Here is a 19655-nt window from a genome sequence, read left to right on the forward strand (position 1 = left end):
CACTAATGGGTGCTTTCAAAGATTTTGTCTGCCGAGGCAGCCACAAAACCTTGGTAAAGCTCACCATTGGGCAGAACATAACGCTTAGCAAACTCATAAAAACCACCCGGGATGGTTTGCGTGTCATCAGAAAAAGCAACTGGCACGCGATCTGCCATGGTGGAGGATTGCTCCAGATACACCGACGCGTCACCTTTGACTTCCCCGCCTGACTCGTTAATCGCAAAGCCATTGTCGCGCAATCGGTTATTCACCGAGAGGCAATCATCATGCGCATTCAGCTGATTCACACTCACGGTAAAATGGTTGGCACCATAACCGTGTGCCGCCACCCAAGACGCATATTCACTCTCTTCGGCAAGTGTTTGATAGGTTGCCCAGTCAATGTCCCACAAGCGACCCTGATGGAGAAAGTCACTGCCTGTGAGTGACGACGCATCAACTTGTGCCACCAGCTTCTCAACAATCGCCTGAAGCGCGGGCGAGCATTGCTCGACCATCAACTCACTGATAAAGACTTTTGGCATCAGAGGATCGGGGTGCTCAAAATGGCAGGCGTTGAGCTTTTTCGCTTCAAAGGTATAGTCCCCTTTTTGCTGATAGCCTAACGCCAGGAAAGGGCGCGCCAATACCTCAAGCCCAACCTTGGGCAACCCAAATGTCCGCAAAGCAATATGATCATTGATCAAAGGCTGCCCTTCTTCTAACAAGGCATGCACCTTGTGTGCCGATGGGCACAGGCGGTTGATGTAGTCCTGCCACAGTTTGTCGAATAACGCTTGGCCACTGTCCATGTTGCTCTCCTTAGTCCTGTTGAGTCGGTATACCGGGGGCGAACGTATCGGGCAGCACTACCTGCTCGCCCTCCATGGAGGCCATGGGATAAGCACAATAGTCTGCCGCATAATACGCGCTAGGGCGTAAGTTCCCCGACGCGCCTGGCCCACCAAAGGGTGCATCGCCACTGGCTCCGGTCAATTGACGGTTGCGGTTAACAATCCCGGCACGAATATGGTCAAGGAAATATTGCCATTCCCCATCGTCTTCACTGATGAGCCCAGCAGACAACCCATAACGGGTGTCATTGGCTTTGGTCACCGCATCGACCATATTCTGATAGCGCTGCACTTGCAGCAGCGGACCAAAATACTCTTCATCCGGCAAGTCTTGGATACCACTGACATCCAAGATCCCTGGCGAGATCACCGCATCATGCTGATGTTCACACTCAATCACCGGCTTCGCGCCGAGGTCGACCAACTTTTGCTGTGTGGCCAAAATACCTTCCGCCGCTGCCACTGAGATCTGTGCGCCCATAAACGGGGCCGGATCATCAAACTGGCCGCCCACTCGCACGGTTTTTGTCCATTGTGCTAGGCGCGTTAAGATCTTGTCACCCACTTCTCCCTCAGGCAGCAGCAGGCGGCGTGCACAGGTGCAACGTTGCCCCGCACTGAGATACGCGGACTGAATGATGGCATAGACGGTGGCGTCTAAATCACCAAACTGATCACTGACCACTAGGGGATTATTTCCCCCCATTTCTAGCGCCAACATCTTATCGGGCTGACCGGCGAACTGGCGATGGAGGATATGGCCGGTATTGGCGCTACCGGTAAACAACAAACCATCAATGCCTCGGGCTTGCGCCAGTGCCTCACCGGTATGACGGCCACCTTGCACCAAATTGATAAGGCCATGCGGCAGCCCCGCCTCTACCCAATATTCCAGCGTTTTCTCCGCCACTTTTGGCGTTAGCTCTGAGGGTTTAAACACCACACTATTACCGGCCAGTAATGCGGGAACAATGTGGCCATTGGGCAGATGACCCGGGAAGTTGTACGGACCAAAAACCGCCATCACACCTAACGGACGGTGACGCAACACAGCTTGCGTACCATTGACGTCCTTCTCGCGGGATCCTGTTCTCTCGTGGTAAGCGCGCAATGAAATCGCCACTTTGCCTACCATGGCACCGACTTCGGTTTTGGTTTCCCAGAACGGTTTGCCCGTCTCTTCAGCAATAGTGCGCGCTAAATCATCGGTATTCGCTTTTACTATCTCGGCAAAGCGTTCAACCAGCGCTTGGCGCTCGGCAAAGTCGGTATTTCGCCAACGGAGGAAGGCCTCACGAGCGGCACTCACCGCTTGTTCAACCTGAGGGCGCGTCGCTTCTTCACCTTGCCAAATACATTGACTATCAAAGGGATTTTGCGAGGTCATTACCTCACCCTCGCCTTTGACCCATTCACCGTTAATCAGATGGCCTGCTGATTGCGTTGTCATCTTATCCCTCCATGGCAATCAAACGCAGCTGATCGCCTTCTTTTACATTCAATGCGTCTGCTACCGCGGGGCTAATCACTGCCTGATTGGTTTCATGATCGACCGCCGCTTTCGCCGCCGTGGCGCGGAAACCGGCAAACTCCGTGTTCGATATTAAATAGTCCTGCGCGCTGCTGTGCTCTCTGACGCTTGCCGAGGCGTTGAAAGAATGACGCACGGATTCGATATTGTGACGTAAGCATTCTACCGTGGGGCCGGCATCAAAGATGTCGACATAACCTCGGCACGAAAAGCCCTCTTTTTCCAACAAACGCAGTGCTGGACGGGTATTTGGATGCACTTGCCCAATGACAGCACGTGCTTCTTCACTGAGTAAGCTCACGTAAATCGGTAATTTTGGCATCAAGTCGGCAATAAAGCCCTTGGCCCCAATCCCGGTGAGGTAGTCGGCCAACGTGAAGTCAATGTTAAAGAAGTTATCCTTCAACCATTGCCAAAACGGCGAGTTGCCGTCGTCATCCGACACGCCACGCATTTCTGCAAAGACCACGTCTGCGAAACGCTCGGGAAATTGTGCCAACATCAAGAACCGACACTTAGATAAAAGCTTGCCGTTTAGGCCGCCACGAAACTCAGGGCGCATAAATAAGGTGCAGATCTCTGTGGTGCCGGTGTAGTTGTTGCCAAACGTCAGCACTTCCACAATGTTGTGCACATTCAATTTACGCGACGAGTGCACCACCTTAGTCAGGTGGTAACTGTAAAATGGATTGTCGAGACCAATCGCGGCTTCGATGCCTGTTGTTCCCGCAATTTCGCCGGTTTCTAAATCTTCAGCGACCATCAAATACCCTTCCGGGCCAGGTTCAGTCACCTTTTTGGCAAAACTTTCTAACGAATTATCAATTCGCCCTTGGAGCAAATCGGCATCTACCGGCAACGAGGTAAACCCGTGGCCGGACGCTTCCGCACACAACATCAGTGCATCAAAATCTGATGCACGGATAGGCCGAATAACTAACATCTCAAATCCCTCCGAGTGTATGAGGTCGCTTATCCTGCAACAACCTTCGCAATCGCGCGCTCCAGGCGTGCCATCCCTTCTTCAATATCGGCTTTGGTAATCACCAATGAGGGAGTAAACCGCACCACATTTGGGCCGGCGACTAATACCAACAGGCCTTCTTCACCCGCAGCAACCAGAATATCACGTGCACGGCCTTCCCAGTCTTGGTTCAGTGCCGCACCGAGTAGCAAGCCTTTGCCACGGACTTCACTGAAAATGCCGTACTTATCGTTAATCGCTTCTAAACCATCACGGAACCATTGCTCGCGCGCCATCACACCGTCTAAGACGTCAGGCTTGGTCACTTCATTGACCACCGCTTCTGCCACCGCACACGTCAATGGATTACCGCCATAGGTGGAGCCATGAACACCCGGCTTCATATGTGCCGCGAGACGTTCGGTGGTAAGCATGGCACCAATGGGGATACCGCCACCCAATGATTTAGCCGTCGCCAGAATGTCTGGCTCGACCCCTGATTCTTGATAGGCATAGAAGGTACCAGTACGGCCATTGCCAGTTTGTACTTCGTCAAATATCAGCAACGCATTGTGCTTATCACACAGCTCGCGCACGGCCTGCAAAAAGCCTGGCTCTGGCGGCACGATCCCACCTTCACCTTGCAATGGCTCCATCATCACCGCACAGGTGCGATCGGAAATATGGTCAGCCAATGCGGCGATATCGTTATAAGGAAGGTGGGTAACATCGCCAGGCTTTGGACCAAAACCGTCAGAGTAGGCAGGCTGACCGCCCACTGTCACGGTAAAGAAGGTGCGACCGTGGAAACCTTTGGTGAACGCGATAATTTCACTTTTGTGCTCGCCGTGCTCCTCTTTTGCCCAGCGGCGCGCCAGTTTAAGCGCTGCTTCGTTGGCTTCGGCGCCTGAGTTCGCGTAAAACACGCGGTCGGCAAAGGAAAGCTCAGTGAGGCGTTTGGCGAGGCGCAACGCGGGCGCATTGGTCATCACATTGCTCAAGTGCCACAGCTTCTGCGCTTGCTCAGTCAGTGCATCCACCATGACCGGATGACAATGACCTAAACAGCTCACCGCGATACCACCGGCAAAATCGATATACTCTCGACCTTCCTGATCCCAGATACGCGATCCTTTACCATGATCCGGGATCATCGGCATTGGGTTGTAACATGGCACCATGACTTCGTCGAAGAGTTTACGTTCTACTTTGTGCTCCATTGTCATCACTCAATCCTTCTGTGTTTTATCTATGACGCATAGTATTTACATTATTTTAACTGCAGCAATAGCAGATTATGTTTTGTTTTCAGCAGGGTAACCGAACTCATGCAGTTTACAGAGATAGTTATGCATAAACTGTGAGCAGGGAGAAGCGCAGAGCAAGCAAGACTATGATGCCAAATAGGCAAGACTGAAGGGAGAGACTACCCAGGCTGCATAAGGTTGCAGCCATTGATAAGGCAGTCAAAAATCGCGAAATGTAAAATTAGTGATAAAGATCGCGATTTAGTGCAATGCTGTGTAATGGCGCACGACTGAGATGGCCCCAAGTCATAGCGCTTAAAACGGTCGTGACCTTTAGTTGACGGGGTTATTGTTGGAGAAAGTTGGCCAGTAACGCATGCCCCTCTTGGGTGAGAATGCTTTCTGGATGAAATTGTATCCCTTCTACCGCCAGCTCTCGGTGTTTTAACCCCATGATGATTTCGCGCCCATCCGCCTCCGTGGTGGTCGCTGTTACCATCAAACAAGCAGGTAAGCTGTGTAGATCCACCACTAAGGAGTGATATCGCGTGACGGTAAGCGGGCTTGGCAAATGCGCAAAGATACCTTGTTCTTTGTGGTCGACGGGCGATGTTTTACCATGCATCACTGCCTTTGCGCGTATCACCTTAGCACCAAATACTTGCGCCAGGGCTTGGTAGCCTAGACAAACACCTAAAAGGGGAACCTTTCCCGCAAAGTGCTCAATCACCGCCAGCGAGATCCCCGCCTCATCGGGGGTACAAGGGCCTGGCGAGACCACGATATGCGTGGGCGCCATCGCCTCTATCTCCGCCAAGCTAATCGCATCATTGCGTTTGACGCAAACAGACGCGCCCAATTCACAAAAGTATTGATACAAGTTATAGGTGAAAGAATCGTAGTTATCGATGATAAGAAGCACTGTGCTCGGCCATGCGATTGAAAACCGGCATGATGCTAACACAGTGCTTATAGAGCGTCATCCTAGCGTGAACCTGGGACGACGCTTATTGGTTAACGGTTTAACTGACAGCGAAAGCCAGTGTATGTCACTGTCATCGGCGTGTCGGCAGGCGCACGACCACAATAAACAGGGAACAGCCCCAAGGCTTTTACCGACACCGCGATACGGTCATCTGCGGTTAACTCCAAGGATTGAACCAAAGGACTGGCTTGGTTGAACGTGCGCGTCGCGCGCCATTTCATCCACGCATGAGCCGGGCTTTTTTGCCCATTAAGCAGCGGTACAATGGGTAAAATGCTGCGATTGTTCACGGTCACAGAAACAGGCACCACAGGCTCTGGGTAGTCAAGCGAGATCAAGACAGGGTCGTGATCAGAGGATGAGAACACATTGTCCGATTTCACCAAATCGCCGGTATATTTGCGGCTATATTCAAACAGCGTACTTTCTACCGAGTTAATGTGCCACTCTTCCACGCCAACCACTTTGCTCGCCAAGCTGGCATTGGCCAAAGCATGATCCAAGGCACCCAGCTCACCCGAGAACGAATATGAATAGGCTTTGTCCCCTAGCCAGTCGGTGGCCAAATTGGTATACCCCAATCCCTCTTCCACCGGTTGGCCGGTTGCATGCATAGGCACACCACGAATTTCGGTGCCCGCAGCGGTGAGAATATCGCGCTGCCCCTCGCGGCGCTGATAGTCCGTCAGCACACGAACAGGATCTTCTTTGGCGTACGCATTTAGGTCACCCAAGATCAGGACATCGCCATCTACGGTGTCTAATCGCTCACCTAATGCCACCGCCGCCGAGACGCGGAACTCATTGCAACGCCCCTGCAGATCAGCCGTTTCACTATCAAACTCGCCGGCAATCCAATCTTCATAACAGCCCGAGCCCTTTGATTTAAAATGATTCACCACCACACTCAAAGGTTGATCATTGACCATAAAGCGTTGGATCAAGCTATCACGCTGGTATTTGTCGAGTGTCTTGGTTTCTCCGTCTGGGCTTTCGCCACTGATATGCTGTTCCGGCATTGGGATAGCCTGGGCATCACCTGCTAATGCGACTGTCGCCGGACGATAAATCATGCCTACCATGATGGCATCAGAGCCAAAGTAAGCGCCTTGGGTTTTCTCCGCCTCACTCGGCTCAACAAATTGGTAGTGATCACGGGGATCAGCAAACTGGGCGTTAAGTTGAGTCACCAGATCATCGATGGCACTACCCGCTGCAAAGCCGTTGTTTTCAATCTCCATCAGCCCAACGATATCAGCATCCATTGCCGTCAACGCGTTAACGATTTTCGCGCGTTGCAGTTCAAACTCAGCCGCCGTTTTTGCCCCGCGATTACAGCCGCGGTTTGCATCGGCATCCGCCTGATCCTCGCAAGTGACATTGAGTGGGCCACCGACCGCACTGGCGCTAGTAAAGTAGTTAAGCACATTAAAGCTCGCGACCTTAATATCTGTGCCTGGTACCGTTTTAGGCGCCGCTTGACGGTCATTGCGATGCACAATATCCCCAGCGGTGATGGTGTTAGTCGCCACCAGACGATACTGGCTGTAGCTATAGCCCAGCACACCACTTAACCGTTCGATGCGATCGCCAATCCGCAAATAGCCTTGCTCGGCATCGAGGCCAGGGAAGTACGGGATCTCGCCATCTTTCGCTTTTTTATCGGTTTCAATATAAAGCTGGTTTTGGTCATTTTTCTCTGCCAGCGCCTCAGCACCTGGTGTTAACGCTGGATGCCATTGTGTCGGTTTATACAAAGGGGCCTGATGCGATAACACCATGTTGTTGCGGAACGCATCGTAATCAAAACCGAAATTACGGGTGATCACTAATTCACTGTCAGCGTCCATGGTCACCTTCATGCCTTCATAGCGCTCCAGTGCCTGATCGAGGGTTTCCTCGGCCCCCACACGGATAGCAGTAGGTAGCACGTCACCTTGGTAAGCCCCCTTTGCTACCTGTCCGTCCGTGACACCTAGCTGGGTATGGCCGTAGTACTCTTTGATTTTCCCGCTGGCACAAAGCGTATCACCGGGCACCAAGTCTAAGTCTTGCGCGTCACGCAAATAGACAAACAATCCGTCGGACGTTGCCGGGTTACCATCGCCTTGCGGATCTTGAATCCAGACCCCTTTGTATAGGCCTTGGGTGATCGCCGTCACCACCCCTTGTACGGCATAGGTTTTGTCTGAGCTATATTGGCCATCTGGGACGAGCGGGCTCCGTGCACCATCACCTTGAATGGCATAAATGGGGGTCGGGGTGGTCACCCCACATTGGTAGTTCTCGGTAAGTGGCGCTTTTGCCGCCGCGGGCAGTGCAATCCCCGCCATTACCAGCGCAAGCGGTGACCACATCATTGGCTTTTTCATACCTGTTCCTTCACGTAATTGAGTGTTTACTCGAAAATCGAGTGTATTATTCATGATAGGTACAGGATATGACGTGATATGAATCGCACCGGAATCAGCGATTATTGATGAAGTAATTAGAAGTGAGAAGCTGGTTCAGTTATGTTAAAAAAAAGCAGCGAGCTTTCACCCGCTGCTTTTGCCATCGTTTAGTGACGTGCTATACGCGAGGAACAAAGCCCACTGCGTCATAGACTTTGCGCAATGTCTCTTGCGCGCGCGCCGAGGCATGAGCAGCCCCTTTTTGCATCACACTATCAAGCAATGCGCGATCGGCACGGTACTCGTGATAACGCGCTTGCAACGGCTCAAGCATAGCGACCACCGCGTCTGCGGTATCCTTTTTCAAATGCCCGTACATCTTGCCCTCGTAGGCTTGCTCGAGCGCGTCAATCGACTCACCCGTGGCGCCCGACAATAATCCAAGCAGATTAGACACCCCTGGCTTTTGCGCAATATCGAAACGCACCCGTGGTGGCTCTTCGGAGTCAGTCACCGCACGTTTAATTTTTTTCGCGATCACTTTAGGGTCTTCCAGCAAACCAATCACATTGTTGCGATTATCGTCCGATTTAGACATTTTTTTGGTCGGATCTTGCAGGCTCATGACCCGGGCATTGACGTCGGGTGTATACGGCTCTGGGAGCACAAATACATCGCCATAACGATTGTTAAAGCGAGTCGCCACATCACGCGCCAACTCCAGGTGTTGCTTTTGGTCATGACCAACGGGCACCTGGTTGGTTTGATACAAAAGAATGTCTGCCGCCATCAATACCGGATAACTAAATAATCCCGCGTTAATGTTCTCAGCATGGCGCTGCGACTTATCTTTGAACTGGGTCATCCGGTTTAGCTCACCCATTTGGGTGTAACAGTTAAGGACCCAGCTCAGTTGCGCGTGCTCAGGCACGTGTGACTGCACAAACAGGTTACTTTTTTCTGGGCTCACCCCCACCGCCAAGCAAAGGGCTAAGGCATCAAGCGTGGCTTCGCGTAACGCGTCAGCATCCTGGTGGACGGTGATCGCATGTAAATCCACCACGCAATATTGGCAGTCATAATCATCTTGCATCTGTTCCCACTGACGCAACGCGCCCAGATAGTTACCAATACTTAGCTCGCCAGAGGGTTGCACACCACTCAATACAATGGGTTTTGAAGGTTGACTCATGATGATTTGATTCCTTTACATATTGCCCGTGGGGGCGGTCTTAATTTACTTATTAAACGCGTTATACGGAGTGGTTAGCAACCACAGAACCTAACTCACTAAACTGATCCAAGATATAGGTAGGTCGGCTGTCACTGATAGGCTCGCCATAGTTGTAGCCATAGGTCAGGCCAACGGAGGCGAATCCGGCATTCTGGGCCGCTAAAATATCATTTTTTGAATCACCGACCATCAACATCTGGGCATTGGTTAATCCGTGCTTGTCGCGAAGCAGGTGTAGGCCTTCAGGATCAGGCTTGCTGGTCGATAAACTATCGCCGCCGATCACATCGGTAAATAATTCGGCCAGGCCTAAATCCGCTAAAATGGCCGGCACAAAGGCGTAGGGCTTATTGGTGACCACCCCCAGTTGATAACCTTGCTGGTGTAAGTGGTTCAAGGTGTCTTTCACCCCAGGGTACAACACCGTCTTTTCGTGCCCATTGTTTTCATAGTGGAAATTGAAGCGCTCTCTGGCTTGTGCCACCAAGGCTGGGTCTAAATCGGGATCGTGCGCGTGGGCGCGCGACAAGGCGCGACGGATCATGATATCGGCACCGTTGCCAATCCAGCCGGTCACCTCGGCCACGCTCACTGTGGATCGGTCCAAATCCGCCAGCATCATCTGTAGCGCTTGGGTCAAATCTGGCACGCTATCAACTAAGGTGCCATCTAAATCAAATGCAATATAACGCAGGCTCATACGACTTCATTACCTTTCTACTTTTGCCAGTTCGGCACGCATTTCATCAATGGCAGCCTTGTAATCCGGCTGACCAAAAATGGCGGAGCCCGCCACAAACATATCTGCGCCGGCCTCAGCAACATCCGCGATGTTGTTCGCTTTCACCCCACCATCGATTTCGAGACGGATGTCTCGACCGCTGGCATCAATACGCTCACGCACTGCCCGCAGTTTATCAAGCGTGGTAGGAATAAATGACTGACCGCCGAACCCCGGGTTGACCGACATCAGCAAGATCATATCCAACTTATCCATCACATAGTCAAGATGGTGCAAGGGGGTGGCCGGGTTAAAGACCAGACCCGCTTTCATGTCATGCTCTTTGATCAGTTGTAACGTGCGATCGATATGCTCGCTGGCCTCGGCATGAAACGTCACCATACTCGCGCCAGCTTTGGCAAAATCCGGAATAATCCTGTCGACGGGTTTAACCATCAAGTGGACATCAATGGGGGCGGTAATGCCATAGTCACGTAACGCCTGACAAACCGGGGCACCAAAGGTGAGGTTGGGGACATAATGATTATCCATCACATCAAAATGGACCACGTCCGCCCCCGCGGCGAGCACCTTGTCCACTTCTTCACCCAGTCGCGCAAAATCAGCAGACAAAATCGATGGCGCGATCAAAAAATCCTTCATAGCACGGTCGCCTCAATTACCAAAAAGTTGCCGCAATTCTACCCGATATTGGCCGTGAAGTCTTACCCGTTCGCGGTTTTCTCATCGCTGACACTGACAAGTTATCGTCGCTTGACTAGAGTAAACAGAGGCGCCAAAAAAGGAGGCATCATGGATAAAAAACCTAGGCTCATTGACGTTATGAAAAGCGTCATCGCGGCATTATTTGGCGTCCAATCGCAACAAAATCGCGAGCGAGATTTTGGCCATGATTCGCCGGCGGCGTATATCATCACCGGTGTGGTGATGATTGGGATCTTTGTCGCCGCTTTGCTGGCGTTAGTCAGTGTGTTGGCCTAACGGTCGGGATGGAGGGAAACGTTACTGCTTAGAAGATGGCGGAGCGAACAGTGCCAGCAACTCATCCACTTTATTGCGACCTTGGCCATTACGGCTGATGGTGCGTTTCACTTTCACGACATTAAACGACGCGCCACGGTATAGGCGGCGGGTGTAAGGCGTATCATGATTAGAGATAAGAACCGGGACCCCTTGGCTGACAGAGGCCTGCTCAGCCTGTTCGGCCAGTAAGGCTTGATCGTCCAGCGTAAAGCCATTGGTGGCGTAGGTGGTAAAGTTTGCCGTGGCGGTGAGCGGCGCATACGGCGGATCACAGTAAATCACGTCGCCTTTGCTTGCTCGGGCAAAGCTTTCCGCGTACCCCTCACACACGAACTCTGCCCGTTGCGCTTTTTCGGCAAAAACCGCCAGTTCTTTTTCCGGAAAGTAAGGTTTTTTGTAGGAGCCAAAGGGGACATTAAAGCCACCCTTTTTATTGTAGCGACACAAGCCATTGAAGCCGTGACGATTCATATAAAGGAAAAACAGCGAACGTAAGTAGGGATCCGTGGTGAGATTAAACTCGCGGCGCACATCCAAATAACGCTCTTTTTGGTTGTACTCTTGGCAGAAAAACGCGCGCGCATCCGTCACAAACCGCGATGGCGTTTGTTTTATAATGTTGTACAAGTTGATCAGATCAGGATTGATGTCCGCCAAGATATAGTGGTCATAATCGGTATTGAGAAACACCGATCCGGCCCCAACAAAGGGCTCTATCAGCGTGTCACCCTCAGGAAGATGACGACGAATGTCATCAACCAGTGAGTACTTACCTCCCGCCCACTTTAGAAACGCGCGATGCTTTCTCATTGCCCCTAATCTATCTCTGCGGTCTGAAAAGGGGCGGATTGTACCCTATTTTGCGTCATCAATCAGCGGATTTTACTGGCCATTCGCTCGGTTAATTTCGCGATGAATCTGACTGAATGATTTCACAAAAGGCTGCAGTGCACGGACATTATCCGCTAAGTTTAATTCAGCACGACGCGCTTCCGTCACACTGGCATAGTCACCTAACAAGACCATATACCAGGTCGCGTTGTTTCGCGGTGTTTGGTACACCTGCACGCGGTCAGCCAATTGATAATCCTCAATCAAGGCAACGGCATCTTGCCGCGATTGCAGCGCGGCCAATTGCAAGGCATAACGCTGGGCTGGAACATTAAGCAAAGCTTGTGGCGCGAATGGCAGCCCATCCTCATTCTGGCTGAGATTGTTTTGGCTGCGATTGTCTGATTCAGAGTTGGTCGGCGACGCCGTTGCGCCCTCATCGGTCGCTTGATCTGAACTCGCGCTGTTATCAGCGGTGGTTTGCGGTGCCGCAGGTGAAGGCACTGCCTCACTGATTTCGCTGGCTAACGGCTCCTCAACGGCGTCGGTACCGTCTCCCCCGGCATCTTGTTCATCAATAATCGCATCAACCACGTCATCCGGTACCACGACTCGCTGGCCTTCATCACTGCGCCCGACAGTCAGCCCTTCCCCATTGATATCATCTGGCAGGGCGGCCTGATCTTCCGTTACCGCACCATTATCGCTAGATGGCGAGGCAATCGTCCCACTCCCCGCGTCCGCGCTAGACGCACTAGGTTGTGCATCTGTTTGGGTCGTTGTTTGCGGGTCAGTGAGCGTCTGCTCCTCTTGTTCACTGAGCAAATCGTCTAACTGCTTGAGCCCTTCAGGAAGCACCGCCTCTGACGCAGAGTCAGCTTGTTGGCTTGGAAATACCCACCAAATTGCACCGGCTCCAAGGATCATCAATACCACAGCGAGAATCAGCATTAAGAAGGGTTTGTTGTTTTTAGCGGGCTTTTTCTTATCTTTACTCACAGCGCCTGTCTCCTGATTGTCCTTTCCCATAATGGTGCCGGGGTAAACGGTTTGATTGGCAAGTTTGGCTAACCACTGTTTCTTTTTCTCGCCACCGATGCGCTGGGTAACCGCCAACACATCAATAAACATCTCGGCTTCTCCCTCATTGAGGGGGGAGATTTCCAGCTCCAGGGGTTTTTGCTCGTGCCCGTAAGACACCTGGCTTAGCCACTTGTTCAACTTTCCAGGGAGCGCGAAAAGCACCACATTGATACGCCAATTAGCCTGATGCTGTGCGTGTTGCACCAAGGCCCACAACTCTGACAACAAGCCTGGGGTCAAACGGTGCGCATCATCAATCACCAATAAGGCATCGCACCCTCCGCCATCGAGCATCATGGTGAGGCTATCGATAAGCGGGTCGGCTTCGTTAAACACGCCATCTTTAACAATTTGCCGCAACAAGATAGCGCGGCGCTGTGCATCGCTCTGGGCGGTATGGCACGCCAATAAGGCGTGAACATGCGCATCTGCCCACTGCTCCATATAGCGCTCACTGAGCCAGGTTTTACCTGCCCCCTCAGGCCCGGTCACTTGGAGTAAGTTGGCGCTAAAGCGGGTAATAAATTGCAGTCGAGAAAGGAGCTGGGTTTGGCTTTCCAGATCCAATGCTAGAGTATCAAAAGTGTCTGTCATGCATTCAATGGTTAACCGGCATCAATCACATCAGCAATACACTGATGGGGCACATCTGCAACCACTTGAGCCTGGCCTATCGCTGTCGGCAAAACCAGGCGCAACTGTCCTGAAAGCACTTTTTTATCACGCATCATGTGCTTAATAAAAGCATCGTAGTTCATCTCACTGGGTGCCTGTATGGGAAGATCCGCACTTTCCAGTAAGGCAGTGATGCGTGACACAGTTTTTGGCTCAATAAGACCGTGTCGCTGCGCCGTTTTAGCGGCCAACACCGTCCCTGCCGAGACCGCTTCACCGTGAAGCCAGTTGCCATATCCCATTTCTGCCTCAATCGCATGGCCAAACGTATGACCCAAGTTTAAGAGTGCACGGACGCCCGCCTCGGTTTCATCTTGTGCGACCACATCGGCTTTTATCTGGCAACAGCGGCGAATGGCATAACTGAGCGCATCCGGCGAGAGCGCTGTCAGTGCCGTCATTTCGCTGTCTAGCCAATCAAAGAAAGACGCATCGGCGATAATGCCGTATTTGATCACTTCGGCCATGCCAGCGGCAAACTCACGACGCGGTAGAGAACTAAGCACTTGCGTATCAATCACCACCGCTTGGGGCTGATAAAAAGCCCCAATCATGTTTTTGCCCAGTGGGTGATTAATGGCTGTTTTGCCACCAACCGATGAATCCACCTGCGCCAATAACGTGGTGGGCACTTGGATAAAGTCCACCCCGCGCTGATAGCAGGCGCTGGCAAAACCAACGATGTCACCAATCACGCCGCCGCCCAGCGCGACGAGTACCACATCACGGTTGTAATTGTTTTCTAATAGGAAGGTATTGATGGTATTAAACGTCTCTAAAGACTTGTAAGCCTCACCATCGGGGAGACTCAAGCGAGCGACATCCGCCGCGCCTGCCTGTTTTAAGGTTGAGACCAGTGCGTCGCCGTATAGCGGCATCACTGTCTCATTACTGATGACAGCAACCCGACGCGAATGGACGCTCCCAAATAGGCTAGCATCAGCTAACAGCCCTTCACCGATCGAGATAGGGTAGCTACGTGCCCCTAGGTTAACGTCTATCCGTTCCATGGTCGGGTCCTGTGTTTGGTTATTGCTGCTCTAACAGCGCCATGATTTGATWCGCCACCACTTTGGCACTTTGATCGTCAGTACGGACAACATAATCAGCAATTWCTTGATAAAGAGGATTACGCTCTTCCGCTAACGCCTCAAGCACTTCACGTGGTTGGTCAGTTTGTAATAGTGGTCGTTTCTTATCGCGTTGGGTGCGTGCCAGCTGCTTCTCGATGGTGGTTTCTAAATACACCACCACACCACGAGCAGAGAGACGGTTGCGGCTTTCTTTGCTCATGATCGAGCCACCGCCAGTCGCGAGAACGATACCTTGCTCTTCAGTGAGGTCGTTTATCACGTTTTCTTCGCGTTTACGGAAACCTTCTTCACCCTCAACGTCAAATACCCATGCAATGTCTGCTCCAGTACGATCTTCAATCACTGAATCAGAATCATAGAATTCCATATGAAGTTGCTGAGCGAGATGACGACCAATTGTGCTTTTACCAGCCCCCATAGGGCCTACCAAAAAGATGTTTCGTTTTTCAGCCATTTTAAGCAATTTTACGCGCGGTTAAATAAGACAACACCGCCCGCAGGCTTAATGAAAAAAGCCCGAGGCGCCAATTCCTCACAGATATTTCGTGATCAGATTAAAAATTATCTCAGGACAGTGGCCCCTTTGGCAACACCTAACCTAGCCTGTGACGATTTTAGGGGTCACAAAGATCAGAAGTTCGCGTTTTGCATGGTCTTTTAACTGGTGCTTAAACAAGTTACCAACCAACGGAATATCCCCCAGCAGCGGCACTTGGGTCTCTTTGTTGATCATGGTTTGCTGAAAGATCCCCCCTAAGACGACAGTTTCACCATTTTCCGCCAACACTTGGGTATTAATGCGCTTGGTACTGATCGACATCGCTTCGCCTTTTCCGGCCACCACCGCTTTTTCGGGCATATCTTGGGTTAACTTTAAATCCAAGACCAGCGTATTGTTGGGCGTAATTTGTGGGGTCACCGACAAGCTCAACACCGCTTTTTTAAACGACACCGCCACCGCACCGCTTGAAGACGCCTCGAGGTAAGGCAGCTCTGTCCCTTGTTCAATGTAGGCTGCTTTTTTATTGGTGGTGATCAGACGAGGGCTGGATACCACTTCTGCTTTCCTTTCACTTTCAAGTGCCGACAGCTCCAAATCGAGTAGAAGGTCATTGCCGAGCTTCGCCACTTGCATCGCCATACTCGAGGCGGAGGGGTTAGCAGCCGCAAGGTTCACATTGAGAAAGTCCCCCATATTAACGCCGTCTGTCGCCGCCTCGTTTAAGCTTTCAGGCCCTTGCCCCGTCACGTTGCTATCCCACATCAAGTTACCTTCCACAGACGGACCAACCGTGGTTGAGCCATTTCGATTCAATAGCCCCCAACGCACACCGAGTTCATCCACTGAGCCTTGCTCGACGGTCACAATGCGTGCCTCTATCTCGACTTGCTTGACCGGCACATCTAAATGACTCACTAACGTGCGAATACGATCGATGTTCTTCTCGATATCACGAATGATGATCGCATTGGTGCGCGAATCGAGTGAGACGGCACCACGAGGAGACAGCAAGCTGACTCCCTGCCCCTGGCCTCGGATTAACGCCGCGACGTCAGTGGCTTTGGCGTAGTTAACGGTGATCACGGCAGAAGACAAAGGCAACAGCGCGTCTGCTTGTTGCGCCATCTCGAGATCTTGTTTTTCTTGCGCCATCAGTTCTTTACGAGGGGCCACTAACATCACATCCCCACGTTGGCGCTTGTCTAACCCCTTGACCCTGAGAATCACATCCAACACATCTTGCCAGGGTACCCCGTCGATACGCATGGTGATATTGCCCTGCACACTGTCAGTGGTCACCAAATTAAATTGATTTTGTTCGGCAATCAGTTGTAACACCGCCCGCACAGGAATATCTTGGAAATTGATGGAAATCGGTGCGTCGGGAGCAGGGACTTGAGCAGTCGCCGGATCGGCGTCGCGCAAGGTGATAATTAATTGCTGATGCTGTTGTTGGTAATCAAACGTCATCGCTTGCTGGGCATCAATTTCTATCTTGGTGTAGCCTGCGACCTGGTTGATGTGAACGGCGTTCACAGGCAACCCCGTCTCTTGCCCTTTCATCCGCCCAAGTAAGTCTGGCTTGACGACCACCTGAGGTAATCGAATCATGAGCTGCTTAGGGCTCAACTGGCGAAAGTCCGCCATCACCGAGGCACTGTCAAAACGCAAGCTGATCTGCGTCTCTTGCGGCGTGGGAGACGTAAGTTGCGCCTGCACTAAGGTCACTGCCTCAGCGGCCTCCACTGCGGTACTCCATACCATCCCACAAACGAAAACAGTCACAATGACAGCTTGCGCCAGTCCTGATCCGAGTGTGCGTTTTACCCTGCTTGCTTTCATTCACGCCATCCTTTTTCCGACACGCCGGGGTGGGTTGACAAAGTCACAAAACGCGGCTGCCAGCAACCCAACCCATCTGGCAACAGCTGTTTAATTCTCACCTGGTTAGGTGCTACCTGAATCACACGACCATGATGCGGTCCTAATCGCTCTCCCCGCTTCACTTTGCGCACCAAACCGCTAGGTAATGCCATGAGTGCTTGCCTCTGCTCACCTTTGGTTAAACTGCCTGTCATCTGAAGCTGATCGAGTGGCACCGCCGTCAGTGGAGACGTCTGCTCTCCCGAAGTGGGCTGCCAACAATCCCCCATTGCTGCGAGATCCTGTCGACTATCAGGCGCAAGAAAAAAGGGGTCGCGACCGCTCGCGGAAAAAGCAAGCGGCTGGTAGGTTGGCGCGGGCGGGATCCGGGTGGCGCTCACCTCGGCGTGCGATTTTGCCTGTCTCATAAACTGATCAATGTCGGTATGATCATGATGACAGCCACTGAGAAGTGCTAGAAAGATGTACCCGTAGCGTCTCATACTGCTCCTTACTACCATGATTAACGACGCCCATCAGGGCCAGTGTATCGATAGGTGGTGGCCGACACTGACAGTCGTAAGTCGTCGGCTGGTGACGCTTGGTCACGCGTCAAGGTAAAGTTTTGCAGTGACACCAAACGCGTCATTGCCGCGATATCAGCGCTGAATGCGCCAATATCTCGATACTGCCCGTGTAAGACAATATCGATGGGGATCGCATCCAACCATTGCCCCTGCCGACGAGGCCGCCAAGCTAAAGTGTCGAAATTGAGTTGATGGCGCCCCCCAACGTCGCTAATGCCGGCCAATAATTCCGCCAATTCCTCTTCTTCGGGCAACTGCGCGATCAGCTGGTTATACTGTTGATTCAACGCGTTGAGTTGCGCTTCAACATCCGGCAATCCCGCCACTTCATGCGCAAGCTTTCGATACTGAGCTTTTAATGGTTGTTCTTGCTGGCTCACTCGCTGCCACTGCGCATGTTGCGGCCCAATCCCCACCACCCAAATGAGGCTTAAGATTATCCCGCCCAAGAAGAGCCATACACTCAGCTTGACCCATCGCGGTGCAAAGGGGAGATCTCGCCAGTCACATTCGATCACGATGCATCCTCCTCGCCACTTAATCGTTCGGGGGCAACATACTGGGTAAAGGAAAAGCTGAGCGTAAAGCGTTTATTGGGCCCAGCCGCTTTGCCATTCGTGACGACCGTCTCTATATCCAGATCGTCCACGGCTTGGTCCGTTTCCAGTGAGGCCAGTAAACGCGCAAGCTCCGCGTTGGAATGAACCCAACCTTCTAGACTGATGCGCTCCGCCTGTTGTGCAATGCGAGTAAGGTAGGCCCCAGGGGGCATCACACGAGGAATAAAGTTGAGTACGGCGGTCACATTATTACGCTGTTGCTGCAATTGGTTTACCAGCCCCAATCGTGACTGCAACGCGCGACGCTGCGTGTCTTGTTTCTCAAACTGAGCCAAGGTGTGTTTAAACTGCTTGATACCTTGTTCGAGTTGTTGGTTGCGTTCTTGCTGAATCGCGATCCTGTGCTGCTGTACTGCCGTGACTGTCCAGCCAAACAGGAGTGTTACCGCCACGACCATCAGTGTGGCCATGGCGAAGGCACGCTGTTGGCGGCGCTGTGCTTGTGCCCGCCACGGTAATAAGTTAATCGCCATCATTGCGCACCTCGCAGAGCCAGCCCAAGTGCCACAGTGGCGGGGGCATTCAAGTTTTCACAACCAAACGGCGCACCAGGATTGATAGAATGGCACGCTATCTGAGCCGGAAAGCGCATCGCTTCCGGCCAATCACCACTTAACCAAACGCTGGCATCAGAGTGGCTACCAGGTTGCGTCAGGTAGGCGTGATAGGCGTGTTCAATATGTTGGCATAGCACCTGATAGGACAGGTCATCGGCGTCAGCCTGTCTCGGGGACGTCAGCGATAATCGCTGCTGGTAATCCTCCCCATCGGTGCGTTTTCCGGTGACCGTTAGTGCCCCCGCACACACATGTAACCAAAGGGGCCAAGCATCGGGTTGATGGTAGGCCACTAACGCCTCATACAATGCTTGAAGACCATGCTGTTGTCGGTCAACCACACTCACGTTTAGCTTGGCCTGGTGACAAGCGGCAAGGATGGGCGCTAGCGTGGATTGGCGGCATGCGGTTACCTGGTAATGTGCGTCGCCAGGCTGCGTCCCGACGTCTTTTTTAGAAAAGTCGAACAGGAGATCGCTGATGTCCATATTGAGCGCTTGGCTCAGCGCCTGTCCGACCATCGCTTCTTGCTCTAGCGGATCATCGACATCCGCCGCCGTTAATGTTTTGCTGATCACAGTGTCGTCATCGACACCAATCACTACACTCGTCATCCAGCGCTGGTACCAAGGCAGCGGCTCGAGCATGTCGGCTTTCAACGTTTTAATTGACTCAACCAAGTGATCATCGTGATCGGTAGCCAGTGTGTGTAAGCTGACTACCTGCTGAGTCGCGGACGATGGCTGAATGGCCACCGCATGACTCGTCTGTCGGCCCAAAGCGAGACCTAAAACTGCCGAACTTCGCATCATTTCGTGTTAGGCTCCCAACGTTAGCGTGAAGTCAGTATTTACAAAACTGACCGCATCACGGGTTATTTTTAATGCT

At 52.2% G+C, this 19655-nt stretch carries 19 protein-coding genes; 1 reads left to right on the forward strand and 18 read right to left on the reverse strand.

Annotated features, from left to right (window positions below):
* Nucleotides 1-2: 2 nt before the first annotated feature.
* From BZG13_RS05880 to rpe, 9 genes are all read right to left on the reverse strand, one after another.
* Nucleotides 3-794: a DUF1338 domain-containing protein gene (locus BZG13_RS05880; RefSeq protein WP_077485792.1), complete on the reverse strand. Its 792-nt coding sequence runs from the start codon at nucleotides 792-794 to the stop codon at nucleotides 3-5.
* Nucleotides 795-804: 10 nt separating this feature from the next.
* Complete coding sequence (gene astD, locus BZG13_RS05885) at nucleotides 805-2286, reverse strand: succinylglutamate-semialdehyde dehydrogenase (protein ID WP_077458658.1); 1482 nt, start codon at nucleotides 2284-2286, stop codon at nucleotides 805-807.
* Nucleotide 2287: 1 nt separating this feature from the next.
* Nucleotides 2288-3310 carry an arginine N-succinyltransferase gene (gene astA, locus BZG13_RS05890; protein ID WP_077485794.1) on the reverse strand — a complete coding sequence of 341 codons (1023 nt, stop codon included), beginning with the start codon at nucleotides 3308-3310 and terminating at the stop codon, nucleotides 2288-2290.
* Nucleotides 3311-3339: 29 nt separating this feature from the next.
* Entirely contained in the window at nucleotides 3340-4557 is a 1218-nt protein-coding gene (locus BZG13_RS05895; RefSeq protein WP_077485796.1) for an aspartate aminotransferase family protein, read from the reverse strand.
* A 367-nt stretch (nucleotides 4558-4924) separates the two neighbouring features.
* The gene (locus BZG13_RS05900; protein WP_069361849.1) at nucleotides 4925-5500 is read right to left on the reverse strand and encodes an anthranilate synthase component II; all 576 of its coding nucleotides are present in this window, start codon (nucleotides 5498-5500) and stop codon (nucleotides 4925-4927) included.
* 92 nt (nucleotides 5501-5592) lie between these two features.
* Complete coding sequence (locus BZG13_RS05905; protein WP_077485798.1) at nucleotides 5593-7935, reverse strand: ExeM/NucH family extracellular endonuclease; 2343 nt, start codon at nucleotides 7933-7935, stop codon at nucleotides 5593-5595.
* Nucleotides 7936-8134: 199 nt separating this feature from the next.
* Nucleotides 8135-9148, reverse strand: a complete 1014-nt coding sequence (trpS, locus tag BZG13_RS05910; protein ID WP_069361851.1) for a tryptophan--tRNA ligase — start codon at nucleotides 9146-9148, stop codon at nucleotides 8135-8137.
* A gap of 61 nt (nucleotides 9149-9209) precedes the next feature.
* A complete protein-coding gene (locus BZG13_RS05915) occupies nucleotides 9210-9890 on the reverse strand; it encodes a phosphoglycolate phosphatase (RefSeq protein WP_077458662.1) in 681 nt (226 codons plus the stop codon).
* Between the two features lie 9 nt (nucleotides 9891-9899).
* On the reverse strand, nucleotides 9900-10574 hold the full coding sequence (rpe, locus tag BZG13_RS05920; protein WP_077458663.1) for a ribulose-phosphate 3-epimerase: 675 nt from the start codon (nucleotides 10572-10574) through the stop codon (nucleotides 9900-9902).
* Nucleotides 10575-10724: 150 nt separating this feature from the next.
* Between rpe and BZG13_RS05925 the strand changes: the two genes are divergently transcribed.
* On the forward strand, nucleotides 10725-10913 hold the full coding sequence (locus BZG13_RS05925; protein WP_069361854.1) for a DUF2970 domain-containing protein: 189 nt from the start codon (nucleotides 10725-10727) through the stop codon (nucleotides 10911-10913).
* 21 nt (nucleotides 10914-10934) lie between these two features.
* Here BZG13_RS05925 and dam read toward each other — a convergent pair whose 3' ends face one another.
* The 9 genes from dam to BZG13_RS05970 all read right to left on the reverse strand — a co-directional run bounded on the left by dam (nucleotide 10935) and on the right by BZG13_RS05970 (nucleotide 19579).
* Entirely contained in the window at nucleotides 10935-11765 is an 831-nt protein-coding gene (gene dam / locus BZG13_RS05930; protein WP_077485800.1) for an adenine-specific DNA-methyltransferase, read from the reverse strand.
* 72 nt (nucleotides 11766-11837) lie between these two features.
* Nucleotides 11838-13463, reverse strand: coding sequence for an AAA family ATPase (locus BZG13_RS05935; RefSeq protein WP_077458665.1), 1626 nt, complete (start codon nucleotides 13461-13463; stop codon nucleotides 11838-11840).
* Nucleotides 13464-13474: 11 nt separating this feature from the next.
* On the reverse strand, nucleotides 13475-14554 hold the full coding sequence (gene aroB, locus BZG13_RS05940) for a 3-dehydroquinate synthase (protein ID WP_077458666.1): 1080 nt from the start codon (nucleotides 14552-14554) through the stop codon (nucleotides 13475-13477).
* Nucleotides 14555-14573: 19 nt separating this feature from the next.
* On the reverse strand, nucleotides 14574-15092 hold the full coding sequence (gene aroK, locus BZG13_RS05945) for a shikimate kinase AroK (RefSeq protein ID WP_077485802.1): 519 nt from the start codon (nucleotides 15090-15092) through the stop codon (nucleotides 14574-14576).
* A 144-nt stretch (nucleotides 15093-15236) separates the two neighbouring features.
* Nucleotides 15237-16982 (reverse strand): type IV pilus secretin PilQ, encoded by a 1746-nt coding sequence (locus BZG13_RS05950; RefSeq protein ID WP_077458668.1) that lies wholly within the window; start codon nucleotides 16980-16982, stop codon nucleotides 15237-15239.
* A complete protein-coding gene (locus BZG13_RS05955) occupies nucleotides 16979-17506 on the reverse strand; it encodes a pilus assembly protein PilP (RefSeq protein ID WP_158011727.1) in 528 nt (175 codons plus the stop codon). The genes BZG13_RS05950 and BZG13_RS05955 overlap by 4 nt, the downstream gene beginning before the upstream one ends.
* 20 nt (nucleotides 17507-17526) lie before the next feature.
* Nucleotides 17527-18108, reverse strand: a complete 582-nt coding sequence (locus tag BZG13_RS05960; RefSeq protein WP_158011728.1) for a type 4a pilus biogenesis protein PilO — start codon at nucleotides 18106-18108, stop codon at nucleotides 17527-17529.
* Complete coding sequence (locus BZG13_RS05965) at nucleotides 18105-18686, reverse strand: PilN domain-containing protein (protein ID WP_077458671.1); 582 nt, start codon at nucleotides 18684-18686, stop codon at nucleotides 18105-18107. Before BZG13_RS05965 ends, BZG13_RS05960 begins: the two co-directional genes overlap by 4 nt.
* Nucleotides 18683-19579, reverse strand: a complete 897-nt coding sequence (locus BZG13_RS05970; protein ID WP_077458672.1) for a hypothetical protein — start codon at nucleotides 19577-19579, stop codon at nucleotides 18683-18685. Before BZG13_RS05970 ends, BZG13_RS05965 begins: the two co-directional genes overlap by 4 nt.
* Nucleotides 19580-19655: the final 76 nt, after the last annotated feature.

It is taken from the genome of Salinivibrio sp. ML323 (assembly GCF_001995745.1).
GTDB lineage: Bacteria > Pseudomonadota > Gammaproteobacteria > Enterobacterales > Vibrionaceae > Salinivibrio > Salinivibrio kushneri.

Excerpts from the sequence above, each read along its gene's own strand:
- BZG13_RS05880 (WP_077485792.1), bottom strand. The coding sequence starts at position 794 with ATGGACAGTGGCCAAGCGTTATTCGACAAACTGTGGCAGGACTACATC.
- astD (WP_077458658.1), bottom strand. The coding sequence starts at position 2,286 with ATGACAACGCAATCAGCAGGCCATCTGATTAACGGTGAATGGGTCAAA.
- astA (WP_077485794.1), bottom strand. The coding sequence starts at position 3,310 with ATGTTAGTTATTCGGCCTATCCGTGCATCAGATTTTGATGCACTGATG.
- BZG13_RS05895 (WP_077485796.1), bottom strand. The coding sequence starts at position 4,557 with ATGACAATGGAGCACAAAGTAGAACGTAAACTCTTCGACGAAGTCATG.
- BZG13_RS05905 (WP_077485798.1), bottom strand. The coding sequence starts at position 7,935 with ATGAAAAAGCCAATGATGTGGTCACCGCTTGCGCTGGTAATGGCGGGG.
- trpS (WP_069361851.1), bottom strand. The coding sequence starts at position 9,148 with ATGAGTCAACCTTCAAAACCCATTGTATTGAGTGGTGTGCAACCCTCT.
- BZG13_RS05915 (WP_077458662.1), bottom strand. The coding sequence starts at position 9,890 with ATGAGCCTGCGTTATATTGCATTTGATTTAGATGGCACCTTAGTTGAT.
- rpe (WP_077458663.1), bottom strand. The coding sequence starts at position 10,574 with ATGAAGGATTTTTTGATCGCGCCATCGATTTTGTCTGCTGATTTTGCG.
- BZG13_RS05925 (WP_069361854.1), top strand. The coding sequence starts at position 10,725 with ATGGATAAAAAACCTAGGCTCATTGACGTTATGAAAAGCGTCATCGCG.
- dam (WP_077485800.1), bottom strand. The coding sequence starts at position 11,765 with ATGAGAAAGCATCGCGCGTTTCTAAAGTGGGCGGGAGGTAAGTACTCA.
- BZG13_RS05935 (WP_077458665.1), bottom strand. The coding sequence starts at position 13,463 with ATGACAGACACTTTTGATACTCTAGCATTGGATCTGGAAAGCCAAACC.
- aroB (WP_077458666.1), bottom strand. The coding sequence starts at position 14,554 with ATGGAACGGATAGACGTTAACCTAGGGGCACGTAGCTACCCTATCTCG.
- BZG13_RS05950 (WP_077458668.1), bottom strand. The coding sequence starts at position 16,982 with ATGAAAGCAAGCAGGGTAAAACGCACACTCGGATCAGGACTGGCGCAA.
- BZG13_RS05955 (WP_158011727.1), bottom strand. The coding sequence starts at position 17,506 with ATGAGACGCTACGGGTACATCTTTCTAGCACTTCTCAGTGGCTGTCAT.
- BZG13_RS05965 (WP_077458671.1), bottom strand. The coding sequence starts at position 18,686 with ATGATGGCGATTAACTTATTACCGTGGCGGGCACAAGCACAGCGCCGC.
- BZG13_RS05970 (WP_077458672.1), bottom strand. The coding sequence starts at position 19,579 with ATGATGCGAAGTTCGGCAGTTTTAGGTCTCGCTTTGGGCCGACAGACG.